The organism is Pyxidicoccus trucidator (genome assembly GCF_010894435.1).
In the GTDB taxonomy this organism is placed as follows: Bacteria; Myxococcota; Myxococcia; order Myxococcales; family Myxococcaceae; genus Myxococcus; species Myxococcus trucidator.
On sequence record NZ_JAAIXZ010000013.1, the window covers coordinates 43,872 to 65,707 of the forward strand.

A 21,836-nucleotide genomic window follows, 5' to 3' on the forward strand; every position below is an offset into this window, starting at 1 on the left:
ACGGGACTCATGGGTATGAGGACGAGAGCAACCCTCACCGCGGCCGTGCTGGCGCTGGGCCTTCCGGGCGTGGCGGCGGCCGTGAAGCCGGGCGAGTCGCTGTACGTGAAGGCGAAGAACACGCGGGTGATGGAGAGCCCGTCCCCCACCGTGAATGTGGTGGTCATCCTCCAGCCGGGGGAGCAGGTGACATGGGAGGGCGGGGACGCGAAGAACAAGCAGTGGCACCGGGTGACGGCGCCGGGCGGGAAGAAGGGCTTCGTGTTCCAGACCAACCTGTCCACCACCGCGCCCAGCATGGAGCTGGTGACGGACAAGGGCGGCAAGCAGCGGGTGGACCCGAAGAAGTTCGTCGCCAGCGGCGCCGCGGTGAAGGCGCTCAGCCCCGGAGCCGAGAAGTACGGCAATGGCAAGGAAGGGGACTACGCGAAGGCCGTCGCGGACATCAAGGCGCTGGAGGACCTGGCCAAGAAGCTGACGACCCAGGACATCTCCCGCCACGTGGCGGAGGTGGGGCTGTTCCCGGTCGTCGGCCCCAGCGACAAGGTGGCGAAGTCCACGCCGACGAAGGCTCCCGCGTCTGGGAAGAAGGGGAACAAGTAATGGGCCTGCGACTGACGGTGCTCGCGGCGCTGGGCGTGGGCGTGCTGGCGGCCCCCTGTGGCGGCTTCAACGCCAACAACCTGACCAAGGGCGCGAACGTGCTCGGGAAGGCGGGCGACACGGCGGAGAAGATGGGGGACTGCAAGAAGCTGGATGTCGACCCCAGCGTCAGCGAGGAGTACGCCCTGGGCGGCGCCCTGGCCATCCACTTCGTGCAGCGCGGCGGCGGGCTGCTGCTGGAGAAGCCCCGGGAGCCGGGCGACAAGAGCAAGGTGCGCCGGCCCGGCGAGGCGCTGCACGACTACATCAACGTCGTGGGGAAGAACCTGGCGGCGCAGTCGCAGCGGCCCACACTGGAGTGGACGTTCGGCGTGCTCGGCGACACGAAGCAGTTCAATGCCGTCTCCGCGCCCGGGGGTTACGTCTTCATCTCTCGGAAGGTGATTGAGACGGTGGAGAACGAGGGACAGCTCGCCGGCGTGCTGGCGCACGAGATTTCCCATGTGGTGCTCAAGCACGCCATCCGCCAGTACAACGAGGTGAAGGTGAAGACATGCAAGGCGGTTGCCGTGGGCGAGGCTTTCCTGTCGCCGGGCGCGGTGGCCGCCCTGTCCGCGGGCAAGCAGGGTGACGGCACGCTGGACCTGGACAAGGAGCCCAGCTTGCTGGGCAACCTCGCGGAGAAGACCGTCGACACCTTCGACAACGGCAACCCGCCGGAGCTGGAGGACGAGGCGGACCGGATGGCCGCCCGGCTGATGCTGTCCGCAGGCTATGACCCGGATGACTACCGCCGGCTCATCGCCAAGACGACGGAAGAAACCAGACTGGCGAATCACCCGAAGAAGGCGGAGCGGGTGAAGAAGCTCGTCGCCTACATCAAGACGCTGAAGGACAACGAGGGGGAGTTCCAGGAGCTCACCACCGAGGGGCTCCACTCGCCGCCGCTGAAGACCTCGGCGCTGGCCGCCCTCAGGGGCAGCACCGCCACCGGCGTGGCGAAGGACGGCGTGAAGTAGCGGTGCGGCCGGGGCGCGCTCCGGAGCAGCTTGCTCCGGAGCCTGGGCCCTACAGCGCACCGTGGCCTGGCTGGCGTCCCGCGGGCACCCAGCGCCTCGCGGGCTTCCAGCAGCCCGGCGCGCTCAGCGCACCGTGGCCTGGCTGAGCGCGCGGTGCACGGACTCCAGCGCCTTGCGGGCCTCCAGCAACTCGGCGCGCTCGGCGGTGAGCGAGGCCACCTGCTGGGCCAGCACGTCGCGCTCGCCCTGGAGCGCGTCCACCGTGCGGCGCAGCGAGGTCGACTCGTCCTTGGCGGACTCCAGCTCACTGGCGAGCCGCTCCTCCTCGGCGAGGCTGTCCACGAGGGACTGCTTGCCGCGCGCCACCTCGTCTTCCAGCGTCTGCCGCTCGCGGGCCGCGGCCTGCAGCGCCTGCCGCGTCTCCTGGAGGGACAGGAGCGCCTCGTCGCGCTCACCCTCCAGCGCGGACAGCTCGCGCTCCAGGTCGGCCAGCAGCTTCACCCGGCCTTCCATTTCCGCGGACAGCCGGCGCGCCTCGTCCATGCGCAGCCGGGCTTCCTCGGTGGCCTTCTCCGCCTGGCGGCGAGACACCTCGAGGTCCTGCGTGAGGGAGAGGTTGAGCGCCTTCACCTTCACCAGCTCGGCCTGGAGGTGGGTGATGCGCTCCACCGCGCGCTGGCCCGCCTCGGCGACGGTGGCCGGCAGCGGCTCCGGGCGGGGATTCTCGCGCACCGCCTTGAGGCGCGCCTTCAGGCGCTCGCGCCGCTCGGCGGAGTCCTGGGTGTCGTCGCGCGGCGGGGCGGGCGTCTGCACCTCCACCTCCGCGGGCGGAGCCTCCACGCGGGCCACCGGCTCGGCGATGGTGGCGGTGACGTGGGGCAGCGAAGCGTGGGCGGAGGCCTGCGTCATGGGGTGCGCCTCCGGCTGTCCGGCCGCGAAGCCGTCCAGGTGGAGCGCCGCAGGCGGCGCGGCGAAGGTGACGGGCGCGGCGGGCGCCGTGTCGAGCAGGGCCTCGGGGGCCGGCGACGCATAGGTGACGGACTCCGCGTGCCGCGCCGCTTCAGCGGCGACGTACGCGGCGCCTGACTCCTGCGCACGCAGGGCCGCGTCCATCGCCTCGGCGGCGGTGGGGCGCGGGGCGCGGGCACGCTCGATTCGGGCGCGCACCTCGGCGGACAGGTCAGGGGCCTCGGCGGTGGGGGCCGAGTCGGAGTCGACGAGGGCCTCGGGCTCGGCGGGAGCGGAGGGCTCCGCCGCCGGGTCGATGAGGCCGGTCAGCGCACCCAGACGGAGCCGGGGCTTGGCGCGGGACACGTTTTGTTCGAAGGCTTTCTTCATGGCGGTTCTCAGCCGGCCTGCTGGGTGCCCTTCTTCGGGGCTGCGGCTGCCGCGGCGACCAGGCGCGGCAGGATGTTGTCAATCATGGCCTGGATGTCGCTGGCCCCCTTGGACGTGGGGTCCGCGACGAACACCGGGCGGCCTTCACTGGAGGCCTGCGCGAACTTGGTGCACTGCCGGATGATGGTGGGCAGCAGGAACTCCGGGTAGTGCGTCTGCAGGGCCTCCAGCGCTTCCTTCGCCAGCTTGAAGGTGGCGTTGAAGGAGTTGACCACGATGAAGACGTGGTCGAGCACGTGGTTGAGGTCCTCCTCCAGGCTCTGCACCGTTTCGAACAGCAGCTTGAGGCCGTGGAAGGACAGGAAGTCCGCGAGCACGGGGACGAACAAGTCGTTCGCCGCCATCAGCGCGTTGAGGTTGAGCAGGCCGAAGGACGGAGGCGCGTCGAAGACGACGACGTCGTACTGGGCCTCCACGTCCTTGAGGGCGTTGCGCAGCTTGAACTCGCGGCCGGACATCGGCATCAGCGCGAGGTCCATGGTGGACATGGTGAGGTTGGAGGGGACGAAGTCCAGGTTGGGCAGGGTGGACTTCTGGATGACCTGGGCCAGCGGCGTCTTGCGGACGAGGACGTCCAGGAGCGTCTTCTCGAAGTCCTCGCCCTCGTAGCCGAGGCACTTGGTGGCGTGGCCCTGGCTGTCCAGGTCGATGAGGAGCACCGCGTAGCCGAGCTCCGCGAGGCGCCAGGCGTAGGAGGTGGACAGGGACGTCTTGCCGGTGCCGCCCTTGAAGTTGAGGAAGAGCTGACGGCGGTGGCCCAGGCGCGCGGGGAAGGCGTTCAGCGTGGTGCGCAGCTCCCAGATGTCATCCGGGGTGTAGATGTCCTTCCGCGACTCCGGCGGAATCTGCTTCGGGGACACGCCGAGCATCTCGGCCACCTGCTTGGAGCTGTACGTCGGCGCTTCCATGGACGACCCTTCGCAAGACGTGCGGAACGGCTACCTTGCCTCAAGCGGCGAAGTATTTGTGCCCCCTTCGGACCACGGCTCCCCGGGCGGACAGGAGGGTGAGCGCCTCCTGGGCAAGCTCCGAGGGGGCCGACAGCGCGACGGCCAGCTCGACGAGCGAGCGACCTCGCACCGCCGTGCGGACCTCCGCCAGCATCCGGGTGCAGAGCGCCTCCACGGGCGAAGACGTCGGACGGCTCGCGGCGCGCGGCTCGGCGGGAGCAGGCGGGGGAGCGGAGGCTCGCGGCGCGGCGGCGGGCTGGCCGGGCACCGCGCCCATGGCGACGAGCGCCGCCTGCACGGGTGAGAGACGGGAGGCTGGAGCCGCGGCCTGGGGAAGCGGGGCGGTGGGCGGCACGGCGCGGACAGGAGACGCGGGAGGCGGCGTCGAGGAACCGGCGCGGAGGTTCGGCGCGGGAGGCGGCGTCGTCGGAGAGCCGGCGCGGAGATTTGGCGCGGAGGCCCCGGAGGCAGCCTGCGCGTGGCCCACGGTGGCGACGGCGTAGACAGGCTGCGCGGCCGAGCCCTGCACCGCGCCGACCAGGACCTGCACGGGCACACCGTTCGAGGCGGCCACGGCCTGCACCGGCACACCACCCGCTGCCACGGTGACAGGCCTCGCGGACGCCCCACTCGACGCGGCGGCCATGGTCTGCACCGGCACACCCACTGCGGCGAGCTGCACCGGAGCCACCACCACGGGACGGGGCTGCTCCAGCCGGGCCCTCACGGGCTTCATGGGCAGCGTCGCCAGGCGGCGGATTTCGCGGCGGCGGTGCGTGTCGTCCAGGTCCACCACCGCGGACACATCGTGCCCGAGGATGCGCGACAGGCTCTGCGCGGCGGCCTTGCGCACGCGGGGCTCGCGGTCCGCCAGCGCGCCGAGCAGCAGCGTGCGCGCGTTCTCCCCGGCGCCGGCCCCGAGCGCCAGCGCCGCCAGGGCGCGCGCCTCCGGATCCGCGTCGTGGATGGCTTCCTCGCCCAGCCGGCGCGCCGTCTCGCCCTCCAGCCCCAGCGCCAGCAGCGACGCGCGGCGGCGCACCGAGCGGTCCGGATCCTTCATCGCCTGCGCCAGGTGCGGCGCCGCGTCCATCGGCGACAGCGACAGCATCGCCTTCAGCGCGGCGATGCGCACCTCGGGCACCGGCGACGCCAGCAGCGGCGACACCACCGACGCGCCCTGCTCACGGCTCAGCGAGGCGAACGCCTGGAGCAGCGCCACCTGCGCGACGGAGTCCGTCTCCGCGTGCAGCGCGGCGGCCAGCGCGGGCGCGGCGGCGGGCTGGGCCAGGGCCTTGAGCCGCTCGGCGGCGCGCACCCGGGCGGCCGCGTCCTGCGCGGACAGCTCGCGCACGGAGAAGCCGAAGAGCGTCTCGTCCGTGGTGCTGCCGAAGCCCGCGTGCGCGGACAGCTCCGCGTGCTGCGCCGCGCTCACGCCCAGCCGGCCCGCCGCAAAGAAGCGCTGCGCCTCGCGCGCCACCGGCGACAAGCCCTCGCTGCCCCTCTCCGACTCGCGCTCCGAGGCCACGGGCGGCTCGCTGTCCGAGGAGACGCGGGCCTGAGGCCGCAGCGGCACGGCCGGCCCGCGCACGGGAGGCACCACCACGCCGTGGGCCACCGGCCCCGCCTCGCCGCGCAGTATCACCTCGCTGCGAAGCTGGGAGATGAACGAGGCCAGGTCGAGCCCCAGGTCGTCGTCCTCCTCGGCGCGCTCCTGCGCGGACGAGCGGATCCGACTGGCATCCAGCAGCTTGTCCATGAGCTGGTGCCGCTCGCCGCGCAGCGCCTGGTTGAGCCGGGTGAGCTCCTCGCGGTCGGCCTGCATGCGGCTGATGCGGACTTCCAGCTCCGCCACCTCGCGCCGCAGCTCCAGCTCGCGCTGGTGCGTCTCCGCCAGCTCACGCCTCAGGTGCGCCATCTCCTCGCGCGTCGAGTCCAGCTCGCCATGGAGCTGCTCCGCGCGAGCCTCGAAGTAGACGATCTTTTCGAGTGCGCTCTTGAGCAGCGCGTCCGGACGCTCGTCGCTCACGACCTCAACATCCCTCCCCGCGAGGCGCGATGCACCCCCGGCTCCGAGTCACCGGAGGCCTGCACCGGTCTCCCGGTACCCACCGGGGCGCCCAACCTACGTCAGACCTCCCGCCTTCGTAAACCCCGGAAACACCAGGGCTTTTCCTGACGGCACCGAGCGCAGCATTGACAACGCCGCGCAGGCCGATTTTTCGGCCTTCGCGCCGCCGCCCACCCACGCGCGGGGTGTCCTCGCCGGGCGGAAAACCCGGCCGATTCCGGACGCTTCCACACGCCTTCCCGGATGCACCGGAATGTCAGACCCGACTCGTAGTCTGTGTTCCACGAGGCAGCCAACGGCAGTCACTTCTCCCCGGTGTCTCTCCGCCTGAAGGCGGGGGGTGAAGCCCTCTTTTCGACAGGTTTCCGCACGCCATGGAACAACGACTGGCAACCATCATTGGAAACGCAGTCCGCGCGGCGCGGCAGCGGCTGGAGCTGACCCAGGCCGACGTGGCCGAGCGCGTCGGCATCGCCACGGAAGTGTACGGCCGCCTCGAGCGCGGCCACATGCTGCCCAGTGTCCGCACGCTCAGGAAGCTGTGCCTCGTCCTCAACTGCTCTTCGGACGTGCTGCTCGGCATGGCCGGAGTGGAGGGCGCGCCCGCGCTGGCGGAAGACCCGCCGGAGTACCGCGAGCGCCCCGAGGTGAGGCGCCTCTTGCGCACGGTGCGCAAGCTGGACGCGCCGCGCCTGCGCCTGCTCGGGCAGGTGGCGCACGCGCTGGAGAACTGACGTCCCGAAGTCGGGACGCGGCTCGAGCCCCCTCTTCCAACCCACACGGAAGAGGGGAGCCAGAGTGGACTCGGCCCGGGGCGGGGGGGACCCCGGGACGCGTCGGCAGAGGGGGAAACGACAGGGCGTATTTCGCCTTGGTGCAAGCACTTGGCGCGTGGAGTGAAGCGGCGCCGGGCTGGCAGGCGTACCAAGAGTCTTCATGACTCGCGTCCGCCCGCCACTGCCCACCTTCGACTTGCCGCAGCTCGCGGTTCATGCGCTGTGGTGGGTGTGGTTCCCCTCCTTCATCCTGAGCTGGGACGCCCTGGGAATCGCGGGGCGCCTGGGGATGTGCGTGCTGGGCTGGGCGGTGCTGTTCTGGAACTACGCCGTCCTGCACAACCACATGCACGTGTCCACGGCCCGGCCGAAGCTGGCCAACTGGGTGGTGTCACGCTCGCTGGGCATGGCCTGCGGCTTCCCATACCGCGGCTACTACATCCACCACTTCAACCACCACCGGTACAACGACGGCCCCGGGGACTGGGGCCAGCGTCGTCCAGGTGAGGGCGCGCTGCGTTACTGCGTGCGCTCGGCGCTGACGCCCTGGTTCTGGCCCTTCGAGACGGTGGGCCAGGTCTGGCGGTGGGCGGGAAAGCGCAACCAGCGGCTGGAGCTGGTGGTGGACTTCCTGGTGGTGGACGGCACGCTGCTGGCGCTCATCCTCTGGAGGCCGGCGCTCGGGCTGGCGTGGTGGGGGGTGCTGCTGGTGGGGCAGGTCTGCATCCTCTGGCTGAACCTGGCGGCCCACTTCGAGACGGACTCCGGCCAGCGAGACGCGCTGGGCAATACTTCTACGTCCCACCTGTACAACCTCTTCTTCTTCAACGCGGGCTACCACCAGGCCCACCACCTGAAGCCCCAGACGCCCTGGTACGAGCTGCCGGAGACCACTCGGGAGCTCGCCGCCTCGTCCCTGGTGCGGCCGGCGCTCATCACTCCGCTTTCGCCCATTAATCCGTTCTGGGTGGCGCGAATCGTAAAGCGCTATTCTGCCGAGCCGTGCGATCCGCAGACGGCCTCGACGATTACCTCAGGGACCCCCTCGGCCGTTACGTAGTCGGGGAAGGCTTCCTGCATTGGTACGCCTCCGCGGACCTCTGCGGCTTCATTCTGTGGGGGCGTCCGGGTGAGTCGCAGGTGCGGCGGCTCGTCCAGGTGCTGGACGTGGAGCTGGCGCCCGCGAAGCCCCATGCCTCGCTGGTGGACGCGCGCCGGCTGGAGGCCGCGGACCCTTCCGCCTTCGCGGTGCTGGTGAAGTACATGCAGCCCAGGGAGAAGGCCTTCAGCACGTCCGTGTTGAGGCAGGCCCTGCTGCGTCCGGAGGGAGTCGTCGGCGCGGTGGTGGGGGGCTTCTACACGCTGCTGTCCGGGGCGTACCCCAGCCGCGCCTTCAGCGACCCGGCCCAGGCGCTGGAGTGGCTGGGGCACCCGGAGGCGCTGGCGGCGCCGCTGCTGGCGGAGCTCAACGGTCTGGTAGCCGAGGCCACCGGCCAGTCGCCGCTGCTGCGCGAGCTGCACCAGGTGATGAAGAGCAAGCTGCCGGACGTCAACCTGTCGGACGTGGCCCGGGAGATGGGCATGTCCGAGCGGACGCTGCAGCGGCGGTTGAAGGAGGGCGGCACGTCCTTCCAGGCGGAGCTGAACGCCGTGCAGGTGCGCATGGCGCAGTCGCTGCTGCTGGAGACGGACATGAAGCTCACCGCGGTGGCGGTGGAGGTGGGCTGCGCCTCGCTCCAGCACTTCAGCAGCCTGTTCCGCAAGGTGGTGGGCGCGTCGCCCAGCTCGTGGCGGGACATGCAGCAGGGGAAGACTTCCGCGCTGGAGGCGGTGGCGAGCGCCCGGGGCGACGAGGACGAGGCGCCGGAGCCTCCTCCGTAGCTCCGTGCCCAGGCGGCTCGGACCGGGCCGCGTGCGGATCCGAGCTTGTCGCACCGCACCGAAGCAGCCGGAGGGCGGCGGACGGACAGCCCCGGTGCGTTGGGCTGGCAGGGCCCGGGGCCGTCGCTTAGATTCACCCCATGCCCAAGCAGACCTCTCCCCCCTGAGCCTCACGCCGCTGGACGGCGGTACTGCTGGCGGTGGCCTTCATCGATGAGCTCGCCACCGGTGTCGTTCCGTCCGGTGCACCGGAGCTCCTGAGCGCCTTCGACCTGACGCCCGCACGGGCGGCGGGTTGGACACTGTTTGCCTTCCAGGTGCTCGGCGCGGTGCTCGAACCGCCGCTGCTCGCACTGGCGCATGGCCGCCGCCAACGGGGCATGCGGGCGGCGGGCCTCGCGATGATGGCGCTCACCACCCTGGCGGCGGCGCTCGCGCCTTCGTACTGGCTGCTGCTGGCGGCGCTGGCGCTCTATGGCCCGGCGAGTGGCCTCGGCGTCAACCTGGCCCAGGCGGCGCTCGTGTCCGGGAATCCCGAGCGGAGCGAGGCGGTGCTCGCGCGCTGGACGCTGCTCGGGCTCGCGGGAGACCTGCTGGCGCCGCTCGCGCTGGCCGCGTCGGTGGCGCTGGGGTTTGGCTGGCGGGGTGCGCTGTTCGCGGTGGCCGCGCTCGCGGCGCTGGAGGCGGCGGCCACGCTGCGAACGGGCGGCGCCGGAGAGGCCGAAGAGGAAGAGGAGCCCGAGGGCTCCCTGCGCGAGGCGCTGCGCACCGCCGTGAGCTGCCGGCCGATGCTGGCGTGGTCGGCAGTGGTGGTGCTGTGCGGGTTGATGGACGAGGTGCTCGTCGCGTTCGGCACGCTCTTCCTGGCCGGACGCCTGGAGGCCACTCCCACGGACCGGGCCGCCATCCTCTCCGCCTGGGTGGTGGGTGGCATCCTCGGCACGGCGCTGCTCGAGCGCTACGCGTCACGCTTCCGTCCGTCCACGCTGCTGGCCGTCACGGGGGTGGGGTGCACCGTCGCCTACGCGGCGTGGCTGGCGGCGACGACGTGGCTGTCCAGCGCGGTGGCGCTCGGAGTCGCGGGGGTCTTCGCCTCCGCCCACTACCCGCTGCTGAAGGCCCGGGCCTTCGCGGCCCTTCCCGGGCGTCCGCACCTCGTGCTCGCGATGGGCTCGCTCCTCGGCTGGCTGGACCTCGCGTTGCCGCTCATCGTCGGCGCGGTGGCAGACGGGCCGGGACTCTTCGCGGCCATGCTCGTCCTGCTCGCCCAGCCTGTCGGCGTGCTGCTGTCAGCGCTCGCGGCCCGCCGTGGCGAGCGGAGAAACCCTGACGCGCGCCATACGGTGCTTCCAGAGGACTGACGCCCGCCGCGGGGGCAGAGGTCAGGCGGAACGAGCATTCCTTCCGGGCGTACTCTCTCCGGACCGGCGTGTCCTCGGGAGACGTCGGGCCATGCAGGCTCCCTGGTCCCGAGGCCACACGAGCCAGGGGCCAGGTGGAACGAACATTCCTTCCGGCCCTACCCCCTCCGGGCTGGCGCGTCCCCGGCAGAGGTCAGGCCGCGCCCTGCCGCACCGTGCCGGGCAGGAGCAGCGTGAAGCGGGCGCCGCCCTCCTGGCGGTTCTCCGCCACCAGCGTGCCCCCGGCGCGCGCTACGTACTCGCGGCACAGCGCCAGTCCCAGGCCGGTGCCCTTGCCCGGGGGCTTGGTGGTGAAGAAGGGCTCGAACAGGCGCGACAGCGCGGTGGTGGGAATGCCCGGGCCGTTGTCCTCCACGTCCAGCCGCACGCCCGCCGGAGTCAGGGTGGCACGGAGGACGACGCGCGCCGGGCGCCGTTGCTCCGCCGCGTCCAGCGCATCCGCCGCGTTGAGCAGCAGGTTCACCAGCACCTGCACCAGGTGGCGCTGGCTGATGCGCACCCTTGGCAGCTCCGGGGCCACGTCCCGCACCACCTCGCCCAGGCTGCGCAGCCGCACCGAGGCCAGCCGCTGCGCCTCGGCCACCGCGTCGTCCACCGCGCAGTGCTCCTCCGCCTCTGACGTGTCGCGCGAGAAGCGCCGCAGGTCCGCGACAATCTGCTGGATGCGCTGCACGCCCTGCTGCGTCTCCTCCAGCACGCGCCGCAGCTCCTCCACGTCCGGCGCCTGCTCGCGCAGCTCCTCTCCCAGGAAGCCCAGGTTGGACTTCACGTAGGCCAGCGGGTTGTTCACCTCGTGGGCCACGCCCGCCGCCAGCTTGCCCAGCACCGCCAGCCGCTCCATCTCCGCGCGGTTGCGCTCGGCCTGGGCGCGCAGCCGCTCGCTCTCCGCCAGCCGCTGCAGCGCCTCCACGCGCTCCCGGTCCGCCTCGCGCTCCGCGTCGCGCAGGCGGCGGAACGTCCGCCCACCGTACGCGGATATCCATGCGACGAAGGCGAAGGAGAAGACCTGCGACAGCGTCACCTGGAACGACGCGCCGGACCACCAGCACGTCAGCAGCAGTGACACCAGCGTCAGCACACAGGCCACCAGCGTGGGCTTCCGGTGCCCCGGCGTGAAGACGGCGATGATGAGCGGCACCGCGTAGAGGCCGGGGAAGAAGGGACTGGAGATGCCCCCGGTGAAGCGGATGTCGAACATCAGCGCGATGAGGCTGATGAAGGCAGCGAGCGCGCTGGTAGACCTCGCCGCCAGCCACCGGGCACCCACCGCTATCCCCAGCGCGATGAAGACGGCGCTCCACGCGGCGTGGACGACGAGGACCTCTGGAATCACCCGGCCGAGCGTCAGCGGGTGCGAGGCACCGGAGAGCAGGAACCCCACGGCGCAGAGCAGGTAGTTGCGCCGCCGCAGCCGCACTTCGGCCTTGAGCTCCGTGGGCGGCAGGGAAGTGAGGGCGGCCTTGCGCAAGGAAGCGGTTCCTGGTGTCGGGAGGCGAAGACCGGGGCCTGGTTCAGCGCGCGCCGCGCGGCCGGACGGGCCAGGTGCCGCGGCTCGGAGGCCTTGCGGCCGGGGAAGTCCGCCAGGAGCGCGGTCGGCGCGTCTGCGGGGCGAAGTAGAGCTTCAGCATCAGCGGGTCTCCGAGGTGTGGCGCCTCAAGCGGCGAGCCTTCCCCAACCGCACGCCGCCACGCGGGCCCCGCTTTTCCGCCATCCGCACGCTGGCAGGCAAGATTGGGTCAGGGCAGACCGCGCGCAGGCGACACGTGCGGCACTCGGCGCCGCTCCACACCGCCTCGTAGAGCGCCGTCACCCGGTCGATGACGTCGAAGTCCTCGGTGACGAAGCCCAGCTCGAAGTTGCGCACCGTGTCGCCCTTGGCCCCCAGCCCCGCGCCCGTGAGGTTGGCGCTGCCCAGGTAGGCCCACGCCCCGTCCACCACCACCGCCTTGAAGTGCACGCGCGGGCACACCTTGAGGCCCAGCCCACCCGCGACGAGCCGCGCCTGCTTGTCGAAGGCGGCGCGGAAGGGCCGGCTGGGCAGCTCCGCGTGCAGCAGCCGCAGCGCCACGCCTTTCGCGGCCAGCTTGTCGAGCACCTCCACCAGCGGGACGAAGCGGCCCCCGTGCTCCACGAACATCGCCTTCACGTTGGCCGTGGCAATGCACACCGACTCGCGCGCGTGGAGCAGCTTCTCCAGCACCACCTCCCGGTACAGCTCGCTGCCCGACAGGAGCTCCGCTTCGATGGGACGCATGCCTCACAGCCTCGCACACCCACCCACACCCAGCCAGTCGCCGGCCAGCCCTCCCCCATGGCGCGCAAATGACCGCAAGTCACTTGACGACTGACCAGGGGTCACCTACATATGACTCATGGTCAGCAACACGGCGGCGAAGGTGAAGCGGGCCCTGCCCCAGCGAGCGAGGAAGGACGAGGACAAGGAGGCGCGGCGCCGGCTCATCCTGGAAGAGGCGCTGACGCTGTACCAGGCCACCTCGTACGCGGACGTGAAGATGGCGGACGTGGCGGAGCGGGCGCAGCTCGCGAAGGGGACGGTGTTCCTCTACTTCCCCACGAAGGAGGCGCTGTTCCTGGCGCTGCTGGAGGACCTGCTCTTCGCGTGGTTCGCCCGGCTGGACGGGCTGCTGGAGCATGGCGAGGGCCGGTGGACGGGCCCCCGGCTGGCGCGCACGGTGGCCGAGTCGCTGGAGGGCGAGGAGTCGCTGACGCGGCTGCTGGCGATGCTGCAGACGGTGCTGGAGCAGAACGTGACGGCGGAGCAGCTGCGGCCGTTCAAGGAGCGGCTCCTGGGGGCGCTGCTGAGCACCGGAGCGCGGGTGGAGCAGCGGCTGTCCTTCCTGAAGGACGGAGACGGCCCGCGCTTCCTCGTCCACCTGCACGCGCTGGTGACGGGCCTGCGGCAGATGGCGGACCTGGCGCCCGTGACGCGCGAGGTGCTCGCGCTGCCCCACATGGCCCCGCTGAAGGTGGACTTCACCGCCGAGCTGACGACCGCCCTCGCCACCCTGCTGCGCGGGCTGGAGTCCCGCTGAGCCCCCTTCCCTTTCGTGGTTCCCACACGTCTTCTGTCCCGAATCCGGAGCAACCCATGCTTGAAGCCGTTGCCTCTCCCGTCGACACGAAGCCCTCCGCCGAAATCCAGCGCCTGCGCTCGGCCTTCGAGGCCCAGCGCGCGCACCGGTGGACGATGTCGCGCACCACCGCCGCCGAGCGGATTGCCCGCCTGAAGCGGCTGCGCGAGGCGATTCTGGCCCGGCGCGCGGAGCTGGCGGACGCCATCCACCGCGACTTCCGCAAGCCCGCCATGGAGGTGGAGCTGACGGAGGTGCACCCCACGCTGGAGGAGCTGAACCACACGGTGAAGCACCTCAAGTCGTGGATGAAGCCCACGCGCGTGGGCACGCCGCTCTTGCTGGCGGGCTCGTCCAGCCACGTGCGCTACGAGGCGCGCGGCGTGGTGCTCGTCCTGGCGCCGTGGAACTACCCCTTCCAGCTGATGCTGGCGCCGCTGATTGCCGCCATCGCCGCGGGCAACACCGTCATCTGCAAGCCGAGCGAGAAGACGCCGAACACCTCGCGCTTCCTGGCGCGGCTGGTGAAGGACGTCTTCCCCGAGAATGAAGTGGCCCTCTTCGAGGGCGGCGCGGAGGTCGCGGAGGCGATGCTGGAGCTACCCTTCGACCACATCTTCTTCACCGGCAACCCGCGCATCGGCCGGAAGGTGATGGAGGCCGCGGCGAAGCACCTGGCCAGCGTGACGCTGGAGCTGGGCGGCAAGTCGCCCGTCATCATCGACGAGACGGCGGACCTCACCGCGACGGCCGAGCGGATTGCCTGGGGCAAGTTCATCAACGGCGGCCAGACGTGCGTGGCGCCGGACTACATCTTCGTCCACGCGTCGCGCGAGCGCGCGTTCCTGGACGCGCTGAAGGCGGTCATCACCCGCTTCTACGGCGAGACGGAGACGGAGCGGCAGGCGAGCCCGGACTTCTCGCGCATGGTGGACCCCGTGGCGTGGCGGCGGGTGAAGGACCTGGTCGACCGCTCGGTGGCCGTGGGAGCGAAGGTGGAGGTGGGCGGGGCGGCGGACGGGCCCTCGCGCTACGTGTCCCCCACGGTGCTGTCGGGCGTGAGGGCGGACATGCCCATCATGGAGGGCGAAATCTTCGGCCCCGTGCTGCCGGTGATGACCTACGAGAAGCGCGAGGACGTCTACACCCACATCCAGGCAGGCGGGAAGCCGCTGGCGCTCTACGTGTTCAGCCAGGACAAGCGGAACGTGGAGGACGTGTTCCGGAACACCACGTCCGGCGGGGCGGTGGTGAACAACGTCCTCATCCACGTGGCCAACCCCAACCTGCCGTTTGGCGGGGTGGGAATGAGTGGCCTGGGGAACTACCACGGCGTCTACGGCTTCAAGACTTTCAGCCATGAGCGGGCCGTGACGGTTCAGTGGATGAAGTCGCTCGCTTCGGTGTTCTTCCCGCCGTATCGCGGAAAGGCGCAGGAAATGGCCTCCCGCGCGACCCGGCTGATGGAGTAGGCAAGAAGGCCGGTTCGGGCGGTGTTCTCACCAGGGACACCGCCAGGAGGAGCCGGTCCATGCACGTGGTGAAGCTGGCGGAAGAGCGGATGCCCGAAGGCGTGCGGGAGGCGTTCGACCGCCTCCAGGCGCGCCGCTGGGAGGTGGCGAGGCGCGGGGCGAAGGAACGGCTGGCCCGGCTGGAGAAGCTCAAGGAGCTCATCGTCGCGCGGCGGGAAGCGCTGGCGGACGCCCTCTACGCGGACTTCCGCAAGCCCCGCGCCGAGGTGGAGGCCACGGAAGTCATGCCGGTGCTCCAGGAACTGGTGCACGTGCAGAAGCACCTGAAGGGGTGGATGAAGCCCCGGAAGGTGACGACGCCGCTGATGCTCACCGGCACCTCCAGCCACGTGCAGTCCGAAGCGCGGGGCGTGGTGCTGGTGATGGCGCCGTGGAACTACCCCTTCAACCTGCTGGTGTCGCCGCTGGTGGCGGCGGTGGCGGCGGGCAACACCGTGCTGTGCAAGCCGAGTGAGAAGACGCCGAACACGGCGCGCTTCCTGGCGGAGCTGCTGCGCGACGCGTTCCCCTCCGACGAGGTGGCGGTGGTGGAGGGCGGCCCCGAGGTGGGCGAGGCGCTCTTGCGGCTGCCGTTCGACCACTTCTTCTTCACGGGCGGGCCGCGCGTGGGCCGGCGGGTGATGGAGGCGGCGGCGAAGCACCTGGCCGGGGTGACGCTGGAGCTGGGCGGCAAGTCGCCGGTGGTGGTGGACGCGACGGCGGACGTGGAGACGACGGCGGAGCGCGTGGTGTGGGGGAAGTTCCTCAACGCGGGGCAGACGTGCATCGCCCCGGACCACGTGTGGGTGCACGCGTCGAAGGAGGAGGCGCTGCTGGCGGCGATGAAGTCCGCGCTGGAGCGCTTCTACGGCAAGTCCGAGGAGGCCCGGCGGGCGTGCCAGGACTTCTGCCGGCTGGTGGATGACGGGGCCTTCAAGCGGGTGCGCGGGTTGATGGACCGCACGGTGACGGCGGGGGCTCGGGTGGTGATGGGCGGAGGGGTGGACGCGGAGACGCGCTACATCGCGCCCACGGTGCTCGCGGACGTGATGCCGGATGCGCCCATCATGGAGGAGGAGATTTTCGGGCCGGTGCTGCCGGTGCTCCGGTACGAGTCGCTGGACGACGTGGTGGCCCACGTGCGCGCGGGTGGCAAGCCGCTGGCGCTCTACGTGTTCAGCCAGGACGAGGCGACGGTGGAGCGGCTCCTGCGCGAGACGAGCGCGGGCGGCACGTGCATCAACACCGTGGTGCTGCACAACGCGAACCCGAACCTGCCCTTCGGCGGAGTCGGGCAGAGCGGCGTGGGCGCGTACCACGGGGAGACGGGCTTCCGGACGTTCAGCCACGAGCGCGCGGTGCTGCGACAGGGCCGCACGTCCCTGGCGCACCTGTTCTTCCCGCCGTACACGGGCAAGGCGCAGAAGCTGGCGCGGCTGGCGAGCCGGCTGTTCGAGTAGCGGGGCACGCGAAGCGAGGCGGCCGGGGCGGAGTATGAAATGGTCTCCCCCCGGGCCCGTACAGCCTGGGCGGACCCTTTCGCGGGAGTCTTGCTGGTGAGCAGCACATGACCGACACGCCCTCGCCCTCGCCCTCCGCCGACGCGGCGCTGCTGTCGCGGCTGCCCGCGGTGCTGCACCCGCACCGGAACCTGCTCACCTACTACGCGCTCACGTCGCTCCTCGCGGGCCCGGGCTTCCCCATCCTCCTGCTGTACCAATTCTTCCGGTTCAAGACCCTGCGCTACGAGCTGGACGCGGAGGGCATCACCGTCCGGTGGGGCATCCTCTTCCGCCGCGAGGTCTCCCTCACCTACGCCCGCATCCAGGACATCCACTTGTCCAGCAACGTCGTGGAGCGCTGGCTCGGACTCGCCAAGATTCAGGTGCAGACGGCCAGCGGCAACTCGCAGGCGGAAATCACCATCGAAGGGTTCCAGGCCTTCGAGGCCATGCGGGACTTCCTCTATTCGAAGATGCAGGGGGCTCGCGACCGCACGCTGCCCGCCACTCGCGACGCCGCGCAGGCGCTTGCCCCGGGCTCGGAGGACGCGCTCACCTCCACGCTCCGCGAGGTCGCCGCCGAGGTGCGTGCGCTCCGGCTCGGCCTGGGCGGCACGTCGACGCCTCCGGAGAAGACGGATGGCTGACCAGCCGCATGCGTGGCTCCTCCGACTGCTGAAGGTCCCTCCCCCGCCGGAGATTCCGCAGGGCGAGGTGCGCGTCTTCCGCTCCGCTCCCGCGCATCGGCACTATCAGCTGATCCGCTGGGGACTGCGGCAGGTGGGGCTGGTGGCGGGTCTGATTTTCGGTGCGCTGTTCATCGCCTCCGTCGTCCCGCGCATCGGACATCCACTCTCGGAGAAGATTGGCTGGGGCCTGGAGGCGCTCGCGTGGCTGGGCTTCATCGCCCAGTTCCCCATCGGCTTCCTCGTCGCTCGGATTGATTACGAGTTCCGCTGGTACATCCTCTCCGACCGCAGCCTGCGCATGCGCGAGGGCCTCGTCTCCTTCCAGGAGAAGACGATGACCTTCGCCAACATCCAGCAGGTCTCCATCCACCAGGACCCCCTCCAGCGCCTGCTCGGCATCTCCGACGTGAAGGTGGAGACCGCTGGCGGCGGTGGCTCACGAGGCTCCGGCAGCTCGGACTCCGGGCACGGTGAGCACCTGCACGAGGCGCGCTTCCGCGGCGTCAGCAACCCCGGGGAGATTCGCGACGTCATCCTTGCCCGCGTGCGCATGCACCGTGACACCGGACTGGGAGAGGCTCACACGGTGGAGCCCGTGACAACTGTCACCGCGTCCACGGCCGCGCTCGACGCCGCGCGAGAGCTGCTCACGGAGATGCGCGCCCTGCGGCAGGCGCTCCCGCCACGCCAGGGCCCGGCACCTACCGAGTAGCTCCCGCTGCGGCAGGCGCTTCCATCTCGGCAGGACTCGGCACCTGCCGAGTAACGCCCCGATGCGATACGTGCGCCCAGGGCGCGGCGTGGCTCGGGGCCTCGCCGCGCCGGTGGCGCTTGCTCAGCTGCGCAGGCCGGGGGCTTCGTGGCCCGTGCGCGCCACGTACTCGGTGTAGCCGCCGCCGTACTGGTGGATGCCCTCGGGCGTCAGCTCCAGCACGCGGTTGGACAGCGCGCCCAGGAAGTGCCGGTCGTGCGAGACGAACAGCATGGTGCCCTCGTACCGCGACAGCGCGGTGATGAGCATCTCCTTGGTCGCCATGTCCAGGTGGTTGGTCGGCTCGTCGAGCACCAGGAAGTTCGGCGGGTCGAAGAGCATCTTCGCCATGACCAGTCGCGCCTTCTCACCGCCCGACAGCACGCGGCACTTCTTCTCCACCTCGTCGCCGGAGAAGCCGAAGCAGCCGGCCAGCGCCCGCAGCGAGCCCTGCCCCGCGCGGGGGAACGCATCCTCCAGCGACTGGAACACCGTGCGCTCGCCGTCCAGCAGGTCCATGGCGTGCTGGGCGAAGTAGCCCATCTTCACGCTGCCACCCAGGGCCACCGTGCCCTCGTCCGGCTGCGTGGAGCCCGTCACCAGCTTCAGCAGCGTGGACTTGCCCGCGCCGTTGACGCCCATGACACACCAGCGCTCCGTGCGCCGCACGAGGAAGTCCAGGCCCTCGTAGATGCTCCGGTTGCCGTAGCCCTTATGAACGCTCTTCAGGCTCACCACGTCCTCACCGGAGCGCGGCGCCGGCAGGAACTCGAACAGCACCGTGGTGCGGCGCTTGGGCGGCTCCACGCGCTCAATCTTCTCCAGCTTCTTCACGCGGCTCTGCACCTGCGCGGCGTGCGAGGCGCGTGCCTTGAAGCGCTCGATGAACTTGATTTCCTTCGCGAGCATCGCCTGCTGGCGATCGAACTGCGCCTGCTGCTGCTTCTCGTTCTGCGCCCGCTGCTGCTCGTAGAACTCGTAGTTGCCCGTGTACGTCGTCAGCGAGCCACCGTCGATTTCGATGACCTTGTTGACGATGCGGTTCATGAACTCGCGGTCGTGCGAGGTCATCAGCAGCGCGCCCTCGTAGCCCTTGAGGAACTCCTCCAGCCAGATGAGGCTCTCCAGGTCCAGGTGGTTGCTGGGCTCGTCGAGGAGCATGGCGTCCGGACGCATCAGGAGGATGCGGGCCAGGGCCACGCGCATCTTCCAACCGCCCGACAGCGCGCCCACGTCGCCGTCCATCATCTCCTGGCTGAAGCCCAGGCCCGCGAGGATTTCCCGCGCCCGGCCCTCCAGGGCGTAGCCACCCAGCTCCTCGAAGCGCCCCTGGACCACGCCGTAGCGCTCGACGAGCTTGTCCATGTTGTCCGCCTGGTCCGGGTCCCCCATGGCGGCTTCCAGCGCCTTCATCTCGGCGGCCACGGAGCTGACCGGGCCGGCGCCGTCCATGACCTCGGAGGCCGCGCTGCGGCCCTGCATCTCACCGACGTCCTGGCTGAAGTAGCCGATGGTGACACCCCGGTCGACGGCCACCTGGCCCTCGTCGGGGTGCTCCTGGTTCGTAATCATGCGGAACAGGGTCGTCTTGCCGGCGCCGTTCGGACCGACCAGGCCCACCTTCTCGCCTTTGTGGAGCGCCGCGGAGGCCTCGATGAAGAGGATCTGCTGGCCATTCTGCTTGCCGATGTTGTCGAGACGGATCATGTGCGTGCGAGGGGGCCCGGAAAGCGGGTGCGGGCGCCCTTATGCCATGTAGGGCGCCACGGGAAGAATGTTCCGAACCTCCCGAAGGCGGGTTCTCTTTCCGGAGGCAGGCGGGCGGGCGGGCTCCCGGTGGAATGGCAGGGAGACCCACACCCCGCTCGGCCCCATCCCGGCCGGGCACGGGCACGGCCCCCGGGCGTCCTCGAAGGCCGGGCTCACGCGGAAATCCCCGCTCGGGGGCGGGCGCTTCCGCAGGACTGTCCACACTCGGGGCCGAGGCGCGCGCCCTGGCCTCGGCGCGTGGCGTAGAGTCCTCGCCGTGCTGACCGTCGACCCGCATCCCTCCCTGGACACGCTGGCCTTCACCACCGCATTCCCCGCGCCGCTGGGCTCGCTGCCCTCGCCGGAGTGGCTGGTGGCCCTGCTCAAGCCCGGCGCCTCCGCCCCCTTCTCCAGCGACGACGCCGTGCGAGGCACCGTCCGCGACATGCTCCGCCACGGCGGCTACAAGCCCACCGGGCGCGGCAAGCCCGCCTCCGAGTACCTCGTGCGCGCCTCGGGTGACGGCTCGCTCGGCTCCATCAACACCGCCGTCGACGCCTGCAACGCCGTGTCCCTGCACAGCGGCCTGCCCATCAGCGTCGTGGACCTGGACCGCGCCCGCGCACCCTTCCGCGTCGGTATTGCCCCCGCCGGCTCGCAGTACGTGTTCAACGCCTCCGGGCAGAGCATCGACCTGGAGGGGCTGCTGTGCCTCTTCGACGCGGAGGGGCCCTGCGCCAACGCGGTGAAGGACGCCCAGCGCACCAAGACGAACGCCGACACCCGCCGCACCCTCACCGTGCTGTGGGGCGCGAAGGAGCTGGGAGACCGCACCGCCCGCGCCTTCGCCTGGTACCGCGAGCTGCTGGAGCGCGCGGGCGCCACCGTGGAGCAACTGCCCTGAGCGCCCCGGACCTGGAGCTGCTCCTCGCGGATGGAGCGCGTGCCCTCTCCGCCGCGTGGGGACGGCCCGTGCTCCTCGGCGCGCCCCAGGTCCTGCGCACCCAGTCCCGCTGTGACGTCGTCCGCGCCTCCGTGCGCGGCGGTGACGTGCCCACCGTCATCCTCAAGCACTTCCGCGACGACCCGGTGCTCGGCCTGGACGAGTGGACCGGCCTGGAGCTGCTCGGCCGCCTCAACCTCACCACCGCCCCGGGACTCATCGCCGGGGACGTGGCCACGCGCCTGTTCGTCCTCGAGGACCTGGGCACCGGTCCCAGCCTGGAGGAGCTCCTCACCGGCAATGACCCGCGCGCCGCCTCGGGCGGGCTGCTCGCCGTGGCGCGCCTCACCGGACAGATGCACGCGCGCACCCTGAGCGTGCAGGCGGACTTCGACCTCATCCGCCACACGCTGAGCCCCCGCCCCTCGCGTGTGCGCATCGACAACGCGCGCTACCTGCTGGACCACGAGGAGCGGCTGCACCGCTGGGTGACGGCCACCGGCGCCAGGGAGGACCCGGGCACCCACGAGGACCTGGAGGTGCTCGCCCGCGAGCTGGCCGACCCCGGCCCCTTCCTCTCGCTGACCCACGGGGACATGGCGCCGGGCAATGCCATCTTCACGCCCGGCGGCCCGCGCCTGCTCGACTTCGAGTACTGCGGCATGCGCCACGCCCTGTACGACACGCTGATGTGGCTGCTGGTGGTGCCGCTGCCCGACGAGCTCATCTCCCGCGCGGAGCTGACGTACCGCATCGCCTGCTCGCAGGGCTGCGACGCGGCGCAGGTGGACTCCACGTGGATGCGCGCCCGCGCGTCCGTGGTCGCCGCGCGCACGGTGAACATGTTCCAGTGGATTCCCCCCAGGGCCCTGGAGAAAGACCGCGAGTGGGCCCCGGGCTTCTCCGAGCGCGCCGCGCTGCTGCGACACCTCGCGCGCTGCCGGGCCGTGCTGGAGCCCGCGAATCCCGTGCCCGCGCTGGCGCGCACGCTGGCGTCGCTGGAGTCACGGCTCATCGAGCGGTGGCCGGAGACTCCCGCGTTCACCTGGCCCGCGTTCCGGTAGCGCCATGTCCCTGGACCTGGACGCTCGCTGCGCGACCCACCCGCAGGTCTCCGCCACCGCCGTGTGCCATCGGTGTGGCCGCTTCGTGTGCGACTCGTGCGCGCGGCCCGTCGAGAACGACGTGCTGTGTGGCGATTGCGTCTGGCGTCAGGCACTGGCGCCTGAGGTGTCCTCGCGGGCCTGGGTGGCCTTCGGGCTCGGCCTCGCGGGGTTGCTGTGCGGGCTGGTGCCCGGAATGGTCGGCTGGGTGGTGGCGGAGTCGGAGCTGCGGCGCATCAAACGGGGCGAGGCCCCCGTGGGCGGGCGCACGTTCGCCGAAGCGGCGCGGCTCATCGGGAAGGTCTGCACCGCCGCGCTGGTCTTGATGGTACTGGGGTGGTTGCAGTGGCTCTCCAGCCGCTGAGGTAGGGAGACTCCTC

20 protein-coding genes are annotated in these 21,836 nt (G+C 71.1%); 14 read left to right on the forward strand and 6 right to left on the reverse strand.

The genetic code is table 11. The features are described from left to right. Nucleotides 1–9 precede the first annotated feature (9 nt). Nucleotides 10–603, forward strand: coding sequence for an SH3 domain-containing protein (locus G4D85_RS31465; protein WP_164017752.1), 594 nt, complete (start codon nt 10–12; stop codon nt 601–603). Beyond that, nucleotides 603–1,622, forward strand: coding sequence for a M48 family metalloprotease (locus G4D85_RS31470; RefSeq protein ID WP_164017753.1), 1,020 nt, complete (start codon nt 603–605; stop codon nt 1,620–1,622). Before G4D85_RS31465 ends, G4D85_RS31470 begins: the two co-directional genes overlap by 1 nt. Before the next feature lie 123 nt (nt 1,623–1,745). On the opposite strand, the gene G4D85_RS31475 is transcribed toward G4D85_RS31470, so the two are convergent. Genes G4D85_RS31475 through G4D85_RS31485 form a run of 3 tightly spaced genes read right to left on the reverse strand, consistent with a single transcriptional unit; the run spans nt 1,746 to nt 5,996 of the window. Then, the gene (locus G4D85_RS31475; protein WP_164017754.1) at nt 1,746–2,960 is read right to left on the reverse strand and encodes an extensin-like protein; all 1,215 of its coding nucleotides are present in this window, start codon (nt 2,958–2,960) and stop codon (nt 1,746–1,748) included. An 8-nt stretch (nt 2,961–2,968) separates the two neighbouring features. Beyond that, on the reverse strand, nt 2,969–3,928 hold the full coding sequence (locus tag G4D85_RS31480) for a ParA family protein (protein ID WP_164017755.1): 960 nt from the start codon (nt 3,926–3,928) through the stop codon (nt 2,969–2,971). Between the two features lie 40 nt (nt 3,929–3,968). Further along, nucleotides 3,969–5,996 (reverse strand): HEAT repeat domain-containing protein, encoded by a 2,028-nt coding sequence (locus G4D85_RS31485; protein WP_164017756.1) that lies wholly within the window; start codon nt 5,994–5,996, stop codon nt 3,969–3,971. Nucleotides 5,997–6,412: 416 nt separating this feature from the next. Between G4D85_RS31485 and G4D85_RS31490 the strand changes: the two genes are divergently transcribed. From G4D85_RS31490 to G4D85_RS31505, 4 genes are all read left to right on the forward strand, one after another. After that, on the forward strand, nt 6,413–6,772 hold the full coding sequence (locus tag G4D85_RS31490) for a helix-turn-helix transcriptional regulator (RefSeq protein WP_163997800.1): 360 nt from the start codon (nt 6,413–6,415) through the stop codon (nt 6,770–6,772). Nucleotides 6,773–6,974: 202 nt separating this feature from the next. Continuing rightward, nucleotides 6,975–7,874 carry a fatty acid desaturase family protein gene (locus G4D85_RS31495; RefSeq protein WP_164017757.1) on the forward strand — a complete coding sequence of 300 codons (900 nt, stop codon included), beginning with the start codon at nt 6,975–6,977 and terminating at the stop codon, nt 7,872–7,874. An 80-nt stretch (nt 7,875–7,954) separates the two neighbouring features. Beyond that, complete coding sequence (locus G4D85_RS31500) at nt 7,955–8,695, forward strand: helix-turn-helix transcriptional regulator (protein ID WP_164017758.1); 741 nt, start codon at nt 7,955–7,957, stop codon at nt 8,693–8,695. A 200-nt stretch (nt 8,696–8,895) separates the two neighbouring features. After that, nucleotides 8,896–10,056, forward strand: coding sequence for an MFS transporter (locus tag G4D85_RS31505; RefSeq protein ID WP_164017759.1), 1,161 nt, complete (start codon nt 8,896–8,898; stop codon nt 10,054–10,056). Nucleotides 10,057–10,249: 193 nt separating this feature from the next. Here the strand turns inward: G4D85_RS31505 and G4D85_RS31510 are convergent, their stop codons facing one another. Both G4D85_RS31510 and G4D85_RS31515 read right to left on the reverse strand, forming a co-directional pair. Further along, nucleotides 10,250–11,584 carry a sensor histidine kinase gene (locus G4D85_RS31510; RefSeq protein WP_164017760.1) on the reverse strand — a complete coding sequence of 445 codons (1,335 nt, stop codon included), beginning with the start codon at nt 11,582–11,584 and terminating at the stop codon, nt 10,250–10,252. Nucleotides 11,585–11,743: 159 nt separating this feature from the next. Next, nucleotides 11,744–12,370 carry a phospholipase D family protein gene (locus G4D85_RS31515; RefSeq protein ID WP_164017761.1) on the reverse strand — a complete coding sequence of 209 codons (627 nt, stop codon included), beginning with the start codon at nt 12,368–12,370 and terminating at the stop codon, nt 11,744–11,746. A gap of 118 nt (nt 12,371–12,488) precedes the next feature. On the opposite strand from G4D85_RS31515, the gene G4D85_RS31520 reads away from it, so the two are divergent. The 5 genes from G4D85_RS31520 (at nt 12,489) to G4D85_RS31540 (ending at nt 17,622) form a co-directional block, all read left to right on the forward strand. After that, on the forward strand, nt 12,489–13,169 hold the full coding sequence (locus G4D85_RS31520; RefSeq protein ID WP_164017762.1) for a TetR/AcrR family transcriptional regulator: 681 nt from the start codon (nt 12,489–12,491) through the stop codon (nt 13,167–13,169). A gap of 56 nt (nt 13,170–13,225) precedes the next feature. Next, the gene (locus G4D85_RS31525) at nt 13,226–14,680 is read left to right on the forward strand and encodes an aldehyde dehydrogenase family protein (protein ID WP_164017763.1); all 1,455 of its coding nucleotides are present in this window, start codon (nt 13,226–13,228) and stop codon (nt 14,678–14,680) included. A 59-nt stretch (nt 14,681–14,739) separates the two neighbouring features. Then, on the forward strand, nt 14,740–16,179 hold the full coding sequence (locus tag G4D85_RS31530; protein ID WP_164017764.1) for an aldehyde dehydrogenase family protein: 1,440 nt from the start codon (nt 14,740–14,742) through the stop codon (nt 16,177–16,179). Nucleotides 16,180–16,286: 107 nt separating this feature from the next. Continuing rightward, on the forward strand, nt 16,287–16,868 hold the full coding sequence (locus tag G4D85_RS31535; protein ID WP_164017765.1) for a PH domain-containing protein: 582 nt from the start codon (nt 16,287–16,289) through the stop codon (nt 16,866–16,868). After that, entirely contained in the window at nt 16,861–17,622 is a 762-nt protein-coding gene (locus G4D85_RS31540) for a PH domain-containing protein (protein ID WP_164017766.1), read from the forward strand. Before G4D85_RS31535 ends, G4D85_RS31540 begins: the two co-directional genes overlap by 8 nt. A 123-nt stretch (nt 17,623–17,745) precedes the next feature. Here G4D85_RS31540 and G4D85_RS31545 read toward each other — a convergent pair whose 3' ends face one another. Continuing rightward, nucleotides 17,746–19,368, reverse strand: coding sequence for an ABC-F family ATP-binding cassette domain-containing protein (locus G4D85_RS31545; RefSeq protein WP_164017767.1), 1,623 nt, complete (start codon nt 19,366–19,368; stop codon nt 17,746–17,748). A gap of 319 nt (nt 19,369–19,687) precedes the next feature. Here G4D85_RS31545 and G4D85_RS31550 point away from each other — a divergent pair, with 319 nt between their 5' ends. The 3 genes from G4D85_RS31550 (at nt 19,688) to G4D85_RS31560 (ending at nt 21,820) form a co-directional block, all read left to right on the forward strand. Further along, nucleotides 19,688–20,314, forward strand: coding sequence for a phenylalanine--tRNA ligase beta subunit-related protein (locus tag G4D85_RS31550; protein WP_164017768.1), 627 nt, complete (start codon nt 19,688–19,690; stop codon nt 20,312–20,314). Between the two features lie 68 nt (nt 20,315–20,382). Further along, on the forward strand, nt 20,383–21,417 hold the full coding sequence (locus G4D85_RS31555; RefSeq protein WP_164017769.1) for a phosphotransferase: 1,035 nt from the start codon (nt 20,383–20,385) through the stop codon (nt 21,415–21,417). Nucleotides 21,418–21,421: 4 nt separating this feature from the next. Continuing rightward, a complete protein-coding gene (locus tag G4D85_RS31560) occupies nt 21,422–21,820 on the forward strand; it encodes a hypothetical protein (RefSeq protein ID WP_164017770.1) in 399 nt (132 codons plus the stop codon). Nucleotides 21,821–21,836: the final 16 nt, after the last annotated feature.